14 protein-coding genes are annotated in these 13,230 nt (G+C 75.3%); 6 read left to right on the forward strand and 8 right to left on the reverse strand.

Features of this window, described 5'->3' with window-relative positions:
• Positions 1 to 27 precede the first annotated feature (27 nt).
• Both ACI8AD_RS21290 and ACI8AD_RS21295 read right to left on the reverse strand, forming a co-directional pair.
• Positions 28 to 531: an HAAS signaling domain-containing protein gene (locus ACI8AD_RS21290; protein WP_456872529.1), complete on the reverse strand. Its 504-nt coding sequence runs from the start codon at positions 529 to 531 to the stop codon at positions 28 to 30.
• Entirely contained in the window at positions 528 to 872 is a 345-nt protein-coding gene (locus ACI8AD_RS21295; RefSeq protein ID WP_456872530.1) for a PadR family transcriptional regulator, read from the reverse strand. Before ACI8AD_RS21295 ends, ACI8AD_RS21290 begins: the two co-directional genes overlap by 4 nt.
• A 102-nt stretch (positions 873 to 974) precedes the next feature.
• Between ACI8AD_RS21295 and ACI8AD_RS21300 the strand changes: the two genes are divergently transcribed.
• Both ACI8AD_RS21300 and ACI8AD_RS21305 read left to right on the forward strand, forming a co-directional pair.
• The gene (locus ACI8AD_RS21300) at positions 975 to 2,480 is read left to right on the forward strand and encodes a malic enzyme-like NAD(P)-binding protein (RefSeq protein WP_456872531.1); all 1,506 of its coding nucleotides are present in this window, start codon (positions 975 to 977) and stop codon (positions 2,478 to 2,480) included.
• 128 nt (positions 2,481 to 2,608) lie between these two features.
• Positions 2,609 to 3,463, forward strand: a complete 855-nt coding sequence (locus ACI8AD_RS21305) for an Fpg/Nei family DNA glycosylase (RefSeq protein WP_456872532.1) — start codon at positions 2,609 to 2,611, stop codon at positions 3,461 to 3,463.
• A 6-nt stretch (positions 3,464 to 3,469) separates the two neighbouring features.
• Here the strand turns inward: ACI8AD_RS21305 and ACI8AD_RS21310 are convergent, their stop codons facing one another.
• Both ACI8AD_RS21310 and ACI8AD_RS21315 read right to left on the reverse strand, forming a co-directional pair.
• On the reverse strand, positions 3,470 to 4,690 hold the full coding sequence (locus tag ACI8AD_RS21310; RefSeq protein ID WP_456872533.1) for an MBL fold metallo-hydrolase: 1,221 nt from the start codon (positions 4,688 to 4,690) through the stop codon (positions 3,470 to 3,472).
• Positions 4,691 to 4,748: 58 nt separating this feature from the next.
• A complete protein-coding gene (locus tag ACI8AD_RS21315) occupies positions 4,749 to 5,291 on the reverse strand; it encodes a hypothetical protein (protein ID WP_456872534.1) in 543 nt (180 codons plus the stop codon).
• 99 nt (positions 5,292 to 5,390) lie between these two features.
• On the opposite strand from ACI8AD_RS21315, the gene ACI8AD_RS21320 reads away from it, so the two are divergent.
• Positions 5,391 to 5,951, forward strand: a complete 561-nt coding sequence (locus ACI8AD_RS21320; protein ID WP_456872535.1) for a MarR family winged helix-turn-helix transcriptional regulator — start codon at positions 5,391 to 5,393, stop codon at positions 5,949 to 5,951.
• A 67-nt stretch (positions 5,952 to 6,018) separates the two neighbouring features.
• On the opposite strand, the gene ACI8AD_RS21325 is transcribed toward ACI8AD_RS21320, so the two are convergent.
• Positions 6,019 to 6,660 carry a hypothetical protein gene (locus ACI8AD_RS21325; RefSeq protein WP_456872536.1) on the reverse strand — a complete coding sequence of 214 codons (642 nt, stop codon included), beginning with the start codon at positions 6,658 to 6,660 and terminating at the stop codon, positions 6,019 to 6,021.
• Between the two features lie 153 nt (positions 6,661 to 6,813).
• Here ACI8AD_RS21325 and ACI8AD_RS21330 point away from each other — a divergent pair, with 153 nt between their 5' ends.
• Both ACI8AD_RS21330 and ACI8AD_RS21335 read left to right on the forward strand, forming a co-directional pair.
• Positions 6,814 to 7,200 (forward strand): DUF485 domain-containing protein, encoded by a 387-nt coding sequence (locus tag ACI8AD_RS21330; protein WP_456872537.1) that lies wholly within the window; start codon positions 6,814 to 6,816, stop codon positions 7,198 to 7,200.
• Positions 7,193 to 8,839: a solute symporter family protein gene (locus ACI8AD_RS21335; protein WP_456872538.1), complete on the forward strand. Its 1,647-nt coding sequence runs from the start codon at positions 7,193 to 7,195 to the stop codon at positions 8,837 to 8,839. The genes ACI8AD_RS21330 and ACI8AD_RS21335 overlap by 8 nt, the downstream gene beginning before the upstream one ends.
• A 245-nt stretch (positions 8,840 to 9,084) precedes the next feature.
• Here ACI8AD_RS21335 and ACI8AD_RS21340 read toward each other — a convergent pair whose 3' ends face one another.
• The 3 genes from ACI8AD_RS21340 to ACI8AD_RS21350 form a co-directional block, all read right to left on the reverse strand.
• Positions 9,085 to 9,342, reverse strand: a complete 258-nt coding sequence (locus ACI8AD_RS21340) for a hypothetical protein (RefSeq protein WP_456872539.1) — start codon at positions 9,340 to 9,342, stop codon at positions 9,085 to 9,087.
• 110 nt (positions 9,343 to 9,452) lie between these two features.
• Entirely contained in the window at positions 9,453 to 10,313 is an 861-nt protein-coding gene (locus ACI8AD_RS21345) for a manganese catalase family protein (RefSeq protein ID WP_456872540.1), read from the reverse strand.
• Positions 10,314 to 10,553: 240 nt separating this feature from the next.
• Positions 10,554 to 11,291, reverse strand: coding sequence for a sensor histidine kinase (locus ACI8AD_RS21350; protein ID WP_456872541.1), 738 nt, complete (start codon positions 11,289 to 11,291; stop codon positions 10,554 to 10,556).
• A gap of 170 nt (positions 11,292 to 11,461) precedes the next feature.
• Between ACI8AD_RS21350 and ACI8AD_RS21355 the strand changes: the two genes are divergently transcribed.
• Complete coding sequence (locus ACI8AD_RS21355) at positions 11,462 to 13,207, forward strand: glycerol-3-phosphate dehydrogenase/oxidase (protein WP_456872542.1); 1,746 nt, start codon at positions 11,462 to 11,464, stop codon at positions 13,205 to 13,207.
• Positions 13,208 to 13,230: the final 23 nt, after the last annotated feature.

Raw genomic sequence — 13,230 nt, forward strand, 5'->3', positions numbered from 1 at the left:
GCACTTCCGCGGAAGTGCACGGGTGGGTCAGGCGCCGGTCAGCGCGGCCGCCAGGGCGGTGACCAGCATGAGCAGGAGGAGGAACACGGTCATGGCGAGGACCACCCGGCCGCGGCCCGGTGTGAGTGACCGGCCGGTTCGCGGGTCCCGCACGGGGGCGTGGCGCCGGGCCTGGACGGCCACCGCGGGGATCCACAGCAGCCACCCGGCCGCGAGCGCCCAGCCCTCCGGCAGGCCGAGCACCGGCTCGTTGCGGAACACGCCGAAGACCCCCTCGGCGATGAGCCAGCCGCAGCCGGCGCCCAGTGCGACGAGTGCCCACAGCGACACCCGCGAGCGGGTCGACGGCGGCACCGCGAAGCCCGCCGCGTACTCGCGGGCCGGGCCGAACGCCTCGCGCGGGTCCTCCCCGGTGTCGGCGACGTGGCTCTCGACCTCGGCGACGATCTCGCCGATCCGCTCGGGCGGGACGTTGCCCGCCCGCAGCGCCGCGACGAGGTCACGCCGGTAGGTGTCGGTGCCGGTGGTCATCGCGGGCTCCCCACGGACGGGAGCAGGCCGGCGGCCCGCTCGGTGAAGGTGTGCCAGGCGGCGACGCGCGCGCTCAGGGAGGCGCGGCCGTGCGGGGTGATGGTGAAGAACTTGCGGCCGGGGCCGCCCGCGCCCTCGCGCCAGGACGACGTGACGAGGCCGTCCTGCTCCAGCCGGTTGAGCACCGGGTAGAGCGTCCCGCCCTTGACCGCCCCGAGGCCGGCCGCCTGCAGCCGCTGGGCGATCGCGTAGCCGTAGGTCTCCTCCTCGGCGACGACGGCCAGCACCACCAGCGGCAACGCCGCCCGCATCCACTCGGCGGGCCAGGTCTCGGTCGGCACGACTAGACGGTATTACTGACTAGTCAGCCAGACAACCTACCGGCGGCGACCACTGTGACCGCAACGTCCGGCGCCGCCGGGGCCGGTGTCACGATGGAGGCCGTGAGCACCGACACCGCGCCCACGACCGCCACCGGCGACAGCTCGCCGGGCGACCCCGCCGCCGCCCCCCGCGGGCCGGTGACCTCGGCGTCGTACTCGATCACCGTCCGGCTGACCGCCGACGGCGACCCGGCGTCGATCGGCCGCATCGCCACCGCGGTGGGCACGGCCGGCGGGGCGGTGACCGCCATCGACGTCGTCGACTCCCGCTCCGACGGGCTGACCGTCGACGTCACCTGCTCGGCCGCCGACGCCGCCCACTCCGAGGAGATGGTCGACGCGCTGCGCGCCGTCCCCGGCGTCGCCGTGCGCAAGGTCAGCGACCGCACCTTCCTGCTGCACCTGGGCGGCAAGCTCGAGGTCGCCTCGAAGGTGCCGCTGCGGACCCGCGACGACCTGTCGATGGCCTACACCCCCGGCGTGGCGCGGGTCTGCCTGGCGCTGGCCGAACACCCCGAGGACGTGCGCCGGCTGACCATCAAGGGCAACACGGTCGCCGTCGTCACCGACGGGTCGGCGGTCCTCGGCCTCGGCGACCTCGGGCCGGGCGCGGCCCTGCCGGTGATGGAGGGCAAGGCCGTCCTGTTCAAGCGGTTCGCCGACATCGACGCCTGGCCGATCTGCCTGGACACCAACGACGTCGACGAGATCGTGCGCGCCGTCGAGCTCATCGCCCCCGGCTTCGGCGGCATCAACCTCGAGGACATCGCCGCGCCGCGCTGCTTCGAGGTCGAGGCGCGGCTGCGGGAGAAGCTCGACATCCCGGTCTTCCACGACGACCAGCACGGGACGGCGATCGTCGCCCTGGCCGCGCTGCGCAACGCCCTGCGCGTGGTGGACAAGCAGCTGCCCGACGTGCGGATCGTCGTCGCCGGTGCCGGCGCGGCGGGGACGGCGATCGTGCACCTGCTGCTGGAGGCCGGCGCCCGGCAGGTGCTGGTGTGGGACCGCGAGGGCATCCTCTCGCCCGACGACGAGCGGCTCAGCCCCGCCAAGCAGGCCCTCGCGGCGCGGACCAACCCCGGGCGCGTCCGCGGCGAGCTGCCCGACGCGCTGGCCGGCGCCGACGTCTTCATCGGGGTCAGCGCGGGCAACGTGCTGCCGGTCGAGGCGCTGGCGGGGATGGCCGAGCGGGCGGTGGTGTTCCCGATGGCCAACCCGACGCCGGAGGTCGACCCGGTGCGGGCCCGGCAGTACGCGGCGGTGGTCGCCTCGGGCCGCTCGGACCTGCCCAACCAGATCAACAACGTGCTGGCCTTCCCCGGGGTGTTCCGCGGCCTGCTCGACGCCCGCGCCACCGAGATCAGCACCGGCATGCTGCTGGCCGCGGCCGAGGCGCTGTCGGCGCTGGTGCGCGACGACCAGCTCAACGCCAACTACGTGATCCCGAGCGTGTTCGACCCGGCGGTCACCCCCGCGGTCGCCGCGGCCGTCGCCGAGCAGGCCCGCACCGAGCCCGGCGCCACCGCCCCCGTCACCGACCGCACCAGCTTCACCGGCCCCTGACCCGCCGTGCACTTCCGCGGAAGTGCACGGTCTCCGGGCCGGTGGCGGGCACTCCTCCCGGGGCACTTCCGCGGAAGTGCACACGATGGGGGACGACGCCGGGCGGGTGCGGCGGGGATCATGGCCGGGTGCCCGAGTTGCCCGAGGTGGAGGCGCTGGCGGCGTTCCTCCGCGAGAACGCCGTCGGCCGGGTGGTCGCGCGCGCCGACCTGACCGCCCTGCAGGCGCTCAAGACCTTCGACCCGCCGCTGTCGGCGCTGGCCGGGCTGGAGGTCACCGGCGCCGCGCGGCACGGCAAGTTCCTCGACCTCGACGTCTCCGGCCTGCACCTGGTCGTCCACCTGGCCCGCGCCGGGTGGCTGCACTGGCGCACCGGGCTGCCCGACGCCCCGCCGAAGCCCGGCAGGGGCCCGCTCGCGCTCCGCGTCCACCTCGATGACGGCAACGGCTTCGACCTCACCGAGCAGGGCACCCGCAAGGGCCTGGCCGTCTACGTCGTCCGCTCACCGGCCGAGGTGCCCGGCGTCGCCCGGCTCGGCCCCGACGCGCTCGAGGTCGACCGCGACACCTTCGCCCGGCTGCTGGCCGGCCGCTCCGGCCAGGTCAAGGGGGCGCTGACCGACCAGACGCTGCTGTCCGGGATCGGCAACGCCTACTCCGACGAGATCCTGCACGCCGCCCGCCTGTCGCCGTTCAAGATGGCCGACAGGCTGACCGACGACGAGGTCGTCCGCCTGCACGACGCCGTCCGCGCCACGCTCACCGACGCCCTCGCCCGCCAGGTCGGGCAGGCGGCGGCCACGCTCAAGGGCGAGAAGCGCTCGGGGCTGCAGGTGCACGCCCGCACCGGCCTGCCCTGCCCGGTCTGCGGCGACACCGTGCGCGAGGTCAGCTTCGCCGACACCTCGCTGCAGTACTGCCCGACCTGCCAGACCGGCGGCAAGCCGCTGGCCGACCGGCGGATGTCGAAGCTGCTGCGCTGACCGTCGTCAGGACGCCCGCGAGGCCCGCCAGGCCGCCAGCCGGGCGATCGTCGCGCTGCCCGCGCCGCCGTCGTCCACCGAGCCGGGCTCCGCGGAGCCGACGGCGGTCCACCAGTCCTCCAGCGGCGGCGGGGCGAGGACGTCGACCCGCTGCCCCGGCCGCGGCACGAGGACCTGCACGTCCGAGCGGGCGGCCGCGGCGAGCAGCCGCTGCACCGGCTCGGCCCAGCGGTGGAAGGCCAGGTTGAACGTGGCCCAGTGCACCGGCAGCAGCGCCGCCCCGCCGAGGTCGCCGTGTGCGCGCACCGCCTCCTCGGGGTCCATGTGCACGTGCGCCCAGGCCTCGTTGTAGGCGCCGATCGGCAGCAGCGTCAGGTCGAAGGGGCCCAGCCGGGCGCCGATGCCGGCGAAGGCGGGCGTGTAGCCGGTGTCCCCGCCGAAGAACACCCGGTGCCGCGGCCCGGCCACCACCCACGACGACCACAGCGTGGTGTCGCGGGTGAGGTAGCGGCCGGAGAAGTGCCGCGCCTCGGTGCAGGTGATCGTCAGGTCGCCGACGGTGGTGGCGCCGTCCCAGTCCAGCTCGACGACGCGCTCCTCGGGCACGCCCCAGTGCCGCAGGTGCACGCCCACCCCCAGCGGCACGACGAACGGCGCGTCCTGCTGCTCGACCAGCGCCCGCACGGTGGGCAGGTCGAGGTGGTCGTAGTGGTCGTGGGAGACCAGGATGGCGTCGACCCGCGGCAGGGACTCCAGCGGCACCGGTGGCTCGTGCAGCCGGGTCGGGCCGAACACCGGCGACGGCGAGACGCGGAAGCCCCACACCGGATCGACGAGCACCCGGGCGCCGTCGACCTCCAGCAGCGCGCTGGAGTGCCCGAACCAGGTGACGGCGAGGTCGCCGGCCGCGGCGGGGAGGTCGGACTGCGCCAGGGGCACCGGCCCGGCGGGCAGGCCCACGTGCCGGTCGTCGTGCCACTGCCGCAGCAGGCCTCGGCGGGCGTTCGGCGGGGGTAGCGCCGGCGTCGGCAGGGTGTTGTGGAACCGGCCCTGCGACCACTGCGGGGACCCGGCGACGGTCGGGCGGATCTCGCGCCGGCCGGCCCCGATCGCCGTCGGCAGGCCCCACAGGGCGCGGCCGAGGAAGCCGGCGGGCACGGCGAGGGCGGCAGCGGTCAGGGCGAGGCGGCGACGGGCTCGGCCGCGGTTCCCGGAGAGTGACGGCACGCCGTCCAGCATCCCAGCCGCCGCCGGTCGGCGACCGGTCCCGGCGGCGAGGCGGTCGTCACGGGGTGACGTCCTCGGCCGGGTCGGGGAAGTCGAACGGCGGCTGCGGCGTCTGGCGCTCGGCGGAGACCATCGCCTCGACGGTGACCTCACCGGCCTCCCGGAACACCAGGGTGACCGGCAGTGACTGCGAGGAGCGCAGCGGGCGCCCGAGGTCGACGAGCGTGACCGTCGGGGCACCCTCGGCACCGACGTAGACGTTGTCGTTCGCCGGGACCGGGACGTCGACGTCGCCGCCGTCGTCGTCGACCGCGTCGGCGAAGCCGGGGCCGGTGACGTCGACCAGCTCGTCGTCGGTACCGCCGCTGTTGGCGATGCCGAGGAAGAGCCGGGCGTCCTCGCCCTCCTCGTAGACGCCGTCGAGCGGGTACTCCAGCTGGACCTGCAGCACCGAGAGGTCGCCGGTCACGGCCTCGTCGGGGCCGATCGCGCCGCCGGAGACCTCGGGTCCGGGCACCGACAGGGGCTGCTCGGCGCTGCAGCCGCCGGCCAGGACCAGGGCGACGGCTGCGACAGGGGCGGCCAGGGCGGTGCGGGGCATGCTCGTCCTCCTCGTCTGGGGGTCCGGTGCCGTACGGTTACCCACCTGGTGCTGCCTGAGGCCAACTGTTGCCGGACTGCAACATCCCGGGGAGGGGTCGTGGACGCCGACGAGGTGCTGCTGGACCTGGCGCGCGGGGTCGTGGGCGTGTCCACCCGCGCGGCGTCGGAGCTGGGCCCGGTCTCGGTGGTGCAGCTGCGGGCGCTGACCGTGCTGCGGCACTGCCCCGACGCGTCGCTGGCCGAGCTGGCCCGCGGGGTCGGCGGCGGGGTCTCCACCACCAGCCGGCTCGTCGACCGGCTGGTGGTCGCCGGTCTCGTCGACCGCCGGCCCTCACCGGCCAGCCGGCGCGCGGTGAGCCTGCGGCTGTCCCCGGCCGGCGAGGAGCTGCTCGACCGCTACGACGCGCTGCGGCTGACCGAGCTGCGGGCGGCGCTGGCCGCTCTCGGCGGGGGGCGGCGCGACGACGTGCTCGCCGTCCTGGGCGGGTTCGCCGCGGCGCTGAACGGTCCGCGGCCGGCCGCCGTCGTCCGGGACGTCGTCGAGGGCGGGGACCCCGCGTGCTTCCTGCACCGGGTGTGCCCGGCGTGCGGGCGGGTGGCCGACGTGGACCCGCCGACCGTCTGCGCCGCGTGCGGCGAGGAGCTCCCCGCCGACTGAGGCGCCGTCCTGGCTCACCTCCGCGCGTCCTGGCTCACCGCCCACCGCGGGTCAGGACGCAGCACGATCAGGTCACCTGATCGTGCGCGGCCCACCGCGCGCACCCGGCGACGGCCTCGGCCAGCAGCCGCTCCTGGCGCGCGACCTCCGCGGCGACGTCGTCCGGCCCCGGCAGCGGCCGGCCGGGACCGGCGGCCAGGTAGACGCCGGTGTAGACGCGGGTGGAGTCGCCGTCCTCGGGGTGCAGCAGGTGCAGGACCGTCGTCCCCGCCCCGGCGTCGCGGAGGTCGTCGCGGAGGTCGAGGCGCACCCGGAAGGCCCCCCGGACGACGGCGGGGCGCCGGGAGCGCGCGGCGTCGAGGAGGGCGTCGGTCAGCGGACCGGGCGGCCCCGCGGCCCGGGCGGGGGGCAGCCAGCGGTGCACGAACCGCCGGTCCTCGTGCTCGGGCAGCTCCAGCGGGACGTCGCGGGGGCAGGCCGGCGCCAGCCAGACGACGCCGAACCGCTCGCGCACGGCCCACGCCGGCGGATCGGCCACCAGGCCCCCGGCGTCGCGGCGCAGCCGCCACGTCCGGCCGAGCAGACGCACCTGCAGCCAGCCGCCCGGCCGCAGGTCCCGGGAGAGCCCGACCGCGTGCCAGGCGTGGCCTGGCGCGACGCCGGGGTGGGCCGTCGCGGAGGAGGTCGCCGGGGGCGCCGTCGCGGCCATGACCCATCGCAGCGCGCGGCGGTTCCGGCGGCGTTACGGACGGCAGAAGGTCAGGTCACGGCTGTGTCCCGGTCGTTCGCGACCCGACCGCCCACGACTTAGGGTGAGCGCCGTCACAGACCGACGACGTTCCGCTGACGAGGGGGCCCACCCGTGACCGATCCCGCCGACCGGCGGCTGCTGACGCCTGAGGAGTACCGGCAGGCGCAGGACTCGCCGGAGTTCACCGAGCTGCGCCGTCGCTTCCGCCGCTTCGCGTTCCCGATGACGGTGGCGTTCCTGGCCTGGTACCTGCTCTACGTCCTGCTGTCGACCTACGCGCCGGACTTCATGGCCACCCCGGTCTTCGGCAACGTCAACCTCGGCCTGCTGCTGGGGCTCGGGCAGTTCCTCTCGACGTTCCTCATCACCCACCTCTACGTGGCGCACGCGAACCGCCAGACCGACCCGATCGCCGACGAGATGCGCGAGCGGCTGGAGTCCCACCAGTACGCCGGCGGCACCCGCACCGACCTCGGGAAGGGGGCGACCCGTGCCTGAGGCCCAGGTCCTCGCGGCCGAGGCCACGATCGGCAGCCCGGCCGTCAACATCTCCATCTTCGGCGCGTTCGTGCTGATCACGCTGGTCATCACCTTCCGCGCCAGCCGCAACAACAAGAGCGCCGCCGACTACTACGCGGCCGGCCGCAACATCAGCGGCACCCAGAACGGCCTGGCCATCGCCGGTGACTACCTGTCGGCGGCGTCGTTCCTCGGCATCGCCGGGGCCATCGCCGTCTACGGCTACGACGGCTTCCTCTACTCGATCGGCTTCCTCGTCGCCTGGCTGGTGGCGCTGCTGCTCGTCGCCGAGCTCATGCGCAACACCGCCCGGTACACGATGGCCGACGTCCTGGCCTTCCGGATGCGGCAGGGGCCGGTGCGCACCGCGGCGGCCATCTCGACGCTGGCGGTGTCGCTGTTCTACCTGCTGGCGCAGATGGCGGGCGCGGGCGGCCTGGTGACCCTGCTGCTCGGGGTCACCGGCGAGGCGGCGCAGGCGCTCGTCGTCGTCCTGGTCGGCGCGCTGATGATCATCTACGTGCTGGTCGGCGGCATGCGGGGCACCACGTGGGTGCAGATCATCAAGGCCTCGCTGCTCATCGCCGGCGCGCTGGTCATGACCCTCTGGGTGCTCGCCGAGTTCGGGTTCAACCTGTCCGAGCTGCTCGGCGGCGCGCAGGCCAACGCCGTCGAGGGCCGCGACGTCCTCGCCCCCGGCGCCCAGTACGGCGCGACGAGCACCTCCAAGCTCGACTTCGTCTCCCTCGGCCTGGCCCTGGTCCTCGGGACGGCGGGCCTGCCGCACGTGCTCATGCGCTTCTACACCGTGCCGACGGCGAAGGACGCCCGGCGCTCGGTGGTCTGGGCGATCTGGCTGATCGGCATCTTCTACCTGTTCAGCCTGGTGATCGGGTACGGCGCCGGCGCCCTCGTCGGGGCCGAGCGGATCCTCGGCGCGCCCGGTGCGGTGAACTCCGCCGCGCCGCTGCTGGCCTTCGAGCTCGGCGGCACGATCCTGCTCGGCATCATCGCCGGGGTGGCGTTCGCGACGATCCTCGCGGTGGTCGCGGGCCTCACCATCACCGCGTCGGCGTCCTTCGCCCACGACGTCTACGCGTCGGTGATCAAGAAGGGCAAGGTGCCGCCGAACGGGGAGGTGCGGATCGCCCGCATCACCGCCGTCGTCATCGGGGCGATCTCGATCGGCCTGGGCATCCTGGCCCTGCAGGCCGGTCTGAACATCGCCTTCCTCGTGGCGCTGGCGTTCGCGGTGGCCGCCTCGGCGAACCTCCCGACGATCCTCTACACGCTGTTCTGGAAGCGCTTCACCACCCAGGGCGCGCTGTGGTCGATGTACGGCGGGCTGATCACCTGCATCGTGCTGATCCTCTTCTCACCGGTCGTCTCGGGGGCGCCGGTCAACCCGGCCACCGGGCTGTCCCCGTCCCTGTTCCAGGACGTGGACTTCCACTGGTTCCCGCTGAACAACCCCGGCATCGTGTCGATCCCGCTGTCGTTCTTCCTCGGCTGGCTCGGCACCGTGCTGTCCAAGGAGCGGCCCGACCTCGACAAGAACGCCGAGCTCGAGGTCCGCTCGCTCACCGGGATCGGGGCGGAGAAGGCCGTCCAGCACTAGGAGGACCCCCGTGCCCCCCACCGCTCGCACGCTCGCGGCGGGGTCCTGCACAGGGGCCGTTCGAGCACCTCACCGGTTCCAGCACCTCGTCTGGCGCGCGTTCCCGCTCGGGGGCGCGCGCCAGACGCGTTCACGGGCCCGACGCGGCGTCCTCCCTCACCGCAGCGCGTCCTCCCGCACGGTGGGCCGCGAGGGAGGACGCGCCACGATCAGGTCACCTAATCATCGCCCGCCGGGGACCGGGATCAGGCGGCGCGGACGGCGGGGGCCGGGTCGGCCAGCGGGGGAGCGGCCAGGGCGGCGTCGACCGCGGCGACGGCGGCCCCGGTCGAGGGGACGGTCCGGCGCGAGCGGCGCACCGCCCACCGGGCGGCGAGGGCGGTGAGGACGACGAGGCCGGCGAGCGCCTCGCGGGCGGAGCCGGCGGCGGCGCCGGCCACCGCGACGGCGAGCGCCGCGGCGTAGACGACCGTCAGCAGGACGGCGGGGGTGGGCAGGTGCACGGGGACCTCCGGGACTGCCGGGCGAGCGGGAGGCGCCCGCCGGGCCGGTGTCCGGACCGCGGGGTCCGGCCACCGGCGCGGCGACGGCGCGGGAGGGCGAGGTCAGCGCCTCACTTGAGCAGGTCCTTGGCCTTCTGCAGCATCGTGTGGGCCTCGGTCTGCGGCGTGCTGTAGAGCCGCGGGTCACCCGGGGGCAGCGTCGGGGCGTCGGCGGTGGCCTCGATCGCCGCGGCGCGGAAGGTGCTGCGGCCGTCGATCGAGGGACCCGACGCCCACCGGCCGTTGGCGGCCTCGGGCCCGTCGGAGGCCTGGATGAAGGTGTAGCCCAGGTCACCGACCTCCTCGTCCAGCGGGAAGGCCTCGGGCACCGGCAGCCCCTCGAGGCCGTCCTCCTTGAGCTGCTCGACGGCGGCCAGCCACTGCTGCTGGTGCATGTGGTCGCGGGTGATGAGGAAGCGCAGCAGGTCCTTGACGCCCGGGTCGTCGGTCATGTTGTAGAGCCGGGCCACCTGCAGCCGGCCCTGCATCTCGGCGGTGGCGTTGTACATGAAGTCCGCGTACAGGTTGCCGCTGGCGGTCACGTACGCGCCGGTCCACGGGTTGCCCATGCTGTCCATGTAGGACGCGGCCTGGCCGTTCTGGATGAGGTGCTGCGGGTTGTGCTGGCCGTAGCCGGCGGCCGCCTCCTTGGTGCGGTCGGCCGAGTCGGGCTTGAGCGGCGCGTGGTCGAGCAGCCGGTCGATCATCGTGATGATCATCTCGACGTGGGCCAGCTCCTCGGTGCCGATCGAGAGGAGCATGTCCTTGTACTTGCCGGGCAGCCGGCAGTTCCAGCCCTGCAGCAGGTACTGGGTGGCGACGGTCATCTCGCCCCACTGACCGCCGAGGATCTCCTGCATCTTGCGGGCGAAGTCCGGATCGGGACCGTCCGGCTTGGCCTCGTACTGCAGGGCGTGGGTGTGCGTGAACACGGGCTCTCCCTCGGTGCGTCGTCTCGCCGCCGCTGCTGCGGTGACACCGGGGATCTGCCCGCGCCCGTTGGCCCACCGGTGCCGTCCCGTGGCCCCCCGGTGCCATTCCCATCGTCGGCCTGCCGGCGCCAGTGAGCACCTGTCGTCGGCGACGTGCACGGACACGCCGCAGACGCGGACGACGACTGCTCAGTCGGGCCCGGGCCCGTTCGGCGGCTGACCCCCCGCGGGGACTCCTCCTCAGCGGTCGGGGAGCTCCACGCGCAGGGTCAGCCCGGCCGCGGTGACGGCCCAGGTCACCCGGCCCCCGAGGTCGTGGGCGTGCCGCTGCACCGACCACAGGCCCAGCCCGGTGAGGTCGACCGGCGGGGTGTCGCCGCGGAGGTACTGCACCACCCGGTCGGGGCAGGCGACGTCCTGGGTGAGGGCCAGGCACACCCACCCGCCGCGGCAGGTGACGCAGAGCAGCACCGGCGAGCCCGCGCCGTGCCGGTGGGCGTTCTCCAGCAGGTTGGTGAGGATCCGCTGCACCCGGGCGTCGGCCACCCCGACGTCGCCGGCGCACTCCTGCAGCGCCAGCGTCAGCCTCCCCGCGGGCAGCCCGGAGGCGGCGGCGGACGCGCGCACGACGTCGCCGAGCAGCCGCCCGCCCGCCGCGCGCCGCGTCGCCCCGCCGCTGGCGTCGGCGGTGCGCAGCATCGACGACAGGTGCGCGGTCTGCTCGCGCGCGAGCTCCAGCACCTCGGGGCGGTCGGGTGCCGCGCGGTCGAGCGTCCGCAGCAGCGCCTCCAGCGAGGCCAGGGGGCTGCGCATGTCGTGACACATGGCGGCCAGCAGCGCACCCTCGGGTGTGGGCGGTGCCTCCGGCGCGGGACCGGTGCGGCGGGTGACGTGCGCGCGCACCACCCGGGCCAGGTCGGCGAGCAGCCGGCCGGAACCGGACCGGGCGGTACGGGGTGTGTCGGGGACGAGGGTCACGGGCACCTCCGGGGTGCGGTCGGCCGGGCCCGCCGCGGGGCGGGCCGGTGAGGAGGGTCGTGGGGACCGACGCCGGGACTGGGCGTTCCGAGCACGTGGACGTGGGGGGGGGGGGGGGCGCCCCCCCCGCCCCCCCCACTGCCATGGTCCCCACCCAGGAGTGCTGCCCGGTGTCCACCGCCCTCTCGCCCGAGGTCCGCACGCGCGCCCTCGCCCGCATGTCCGCCGACGTGCTCGACGTCCTGGTGATCGGCGGCGGGGTCACCGGCGCCGGCGCCGCCCTCGACGCGGCCAGCCGTGGCCTCACCGTGGGCCTGGTCGAGCAGCGCGACTGGGCCTCGGGCACCTCCAGCCGCGCGAGCAAGCTCGTCCACGGCGGGCTGCGCTACCTGGAGATGCTCGACTTCGCGCTCGTCCGCGAGGCGCTGCACGAGCGCGGCCTGCTCGTCGGCCGGCTCGCCCCGCACCTGGTGCACCCCGTGCCGTTCCTCTACCCGCTGCGCCACCGGGTGTGGGAGCGGGCCTACACCGGCGCCGGCATCGCGCTCTACGACGTCCTCGGCGGGCTGCTCGGCCGCGCGGGCGGACAGGGCGTGCCGCTGCACCGGCACCTGTCGAGGAAGGCGCTGCGCCGGGCGGCGCCGTCGCTGCGGGAGGACGCCGCCGTCGGCGCCATCCGCTACTGGGACGCCAAGGTCGACGACGCCCGCCTCGTGCAGGTGCTGGTCCGCACCGCCGTCGGCCACGGCGCGCTGGCCGCCAGCCGCACCCAGGTCGTCGGCTACCTGGAGGAGGGCGGCCGGGTCGCCGGCGTGCGCGCCGTCGACCTGGAGACCGGCCGCGAGCTGACCGTCCGGGCGCGCCACGTCGTCGGCGCCACCGGGGTGTGGACCGACCAGACCCAGGAGCTCTTCCGGGCCCAGGGCCTCACCGTGCGGGCGTCGAAGGGCGTGCACATCGCCGTCCCGCGCGAGGTCATCGCCGGCGAGGACGGGATCATCCTGCGCACCGAGAAGAGCGTGCTGTTCATCATCCCGTGGCCCACTCACTGGGTGATCGGCACCACCGACACCCCCTGGGACCTGGCCAAGGACCACCCCGTCGCCTCCGCCGCCGACGTCGACTACCTCCTCGAGCGGGCCAACGAGGTGCTCGAGCGGCCGCTGTCGCGCGACGACGTCGTCGGGGTCTACACCGGGCTGCGGCCCCTGCTGCAGCCGGTCGGTGAGGAGGGTGCGGCGACGACGAGGGTGTCCCGCGAGCACACCGTGGCCACCGTGCGGCCGGGGCTGACCGTCATCGCCGGCGGCAAGTACACGACCTACCGGGTCATGGCCCGCGACGTCGTCGACATGGCGCTGGCCGATCGCGCCCCCGGGGAGGACCCCGACGCGCCGGTCCCGGCCTCGCTGACCGAGGAGCTGCCGCTGGCCGGCGCCGACGGCTACCGGGTGCGCTGGAACCGCAAGGCGCACCTCGCCCGCGCCCACGGCTGGACCGAGACCCGCGTGGAGCACCTGCTCGACCGCTACGGCAGCCTCGTCGACGAGCTGCTCGCCCTGGTCGACGCCGACCCCGACCTCGGCCGGCCCCTGGAGGGCGCGCCGGACTACGTGCGCGCCGAGGTCGTCTACGCCGTCACCGCCGAGGGCGCGCTGCACCTGGAGGACGTGCTCACCCGCCGCACCCGGCTGTCCTACGAGCAGGCCGACCGCGGGACGGCGTCGGCCCGCCCCGCCGCGGAGCTCATGGCCCGGCTGCTGGGCTGGGACGACGAGCAGCGCGAGCGCGAGATCGCCACCTACCTGGCGCGGGTCGAGGCCGAGCGGGCCGCCGAGGCGATGCCCGACGACAGCTCCGCCGAGCGCGCCCGCCTGCAGGCCCCCGAGATCCGGCCGTTCGCCGAGTCCGCCTGAACCCGTCCGATCCCAGCCTGGAG

It is taken from the genome of Geodermatophilus sp. SYSU D00766 (assembly GCF_054049915.1).

What these genes read in the sequence shown, in the direction of transcription:
- ACI8AD_RS21315 (WP_456872534.1), bottom strand. Translation starts at nt 5,291, where the DNA reads ATGCCCCGCACCGCCCTGGCCGCCCCTGTCGCAGCCGTCGCCCTGGTC.
- ACI8AD_RS21290 (WP_456872529.1), bottom strand. Translation starts at nt 531, where the DNA reads ATGACCACCGGCACCGACACCTACCGGCGTGACCTCGTCGCGGCGCTG.
- ACI8AD_RS21325 (WP_456872536.1), bottom strand. Translation starts at nt 6,660, where the DNA reads ATGGCCGCGACGGCGCCCCCGGCGACCTCCTCCGCGACGGCCCACCCC.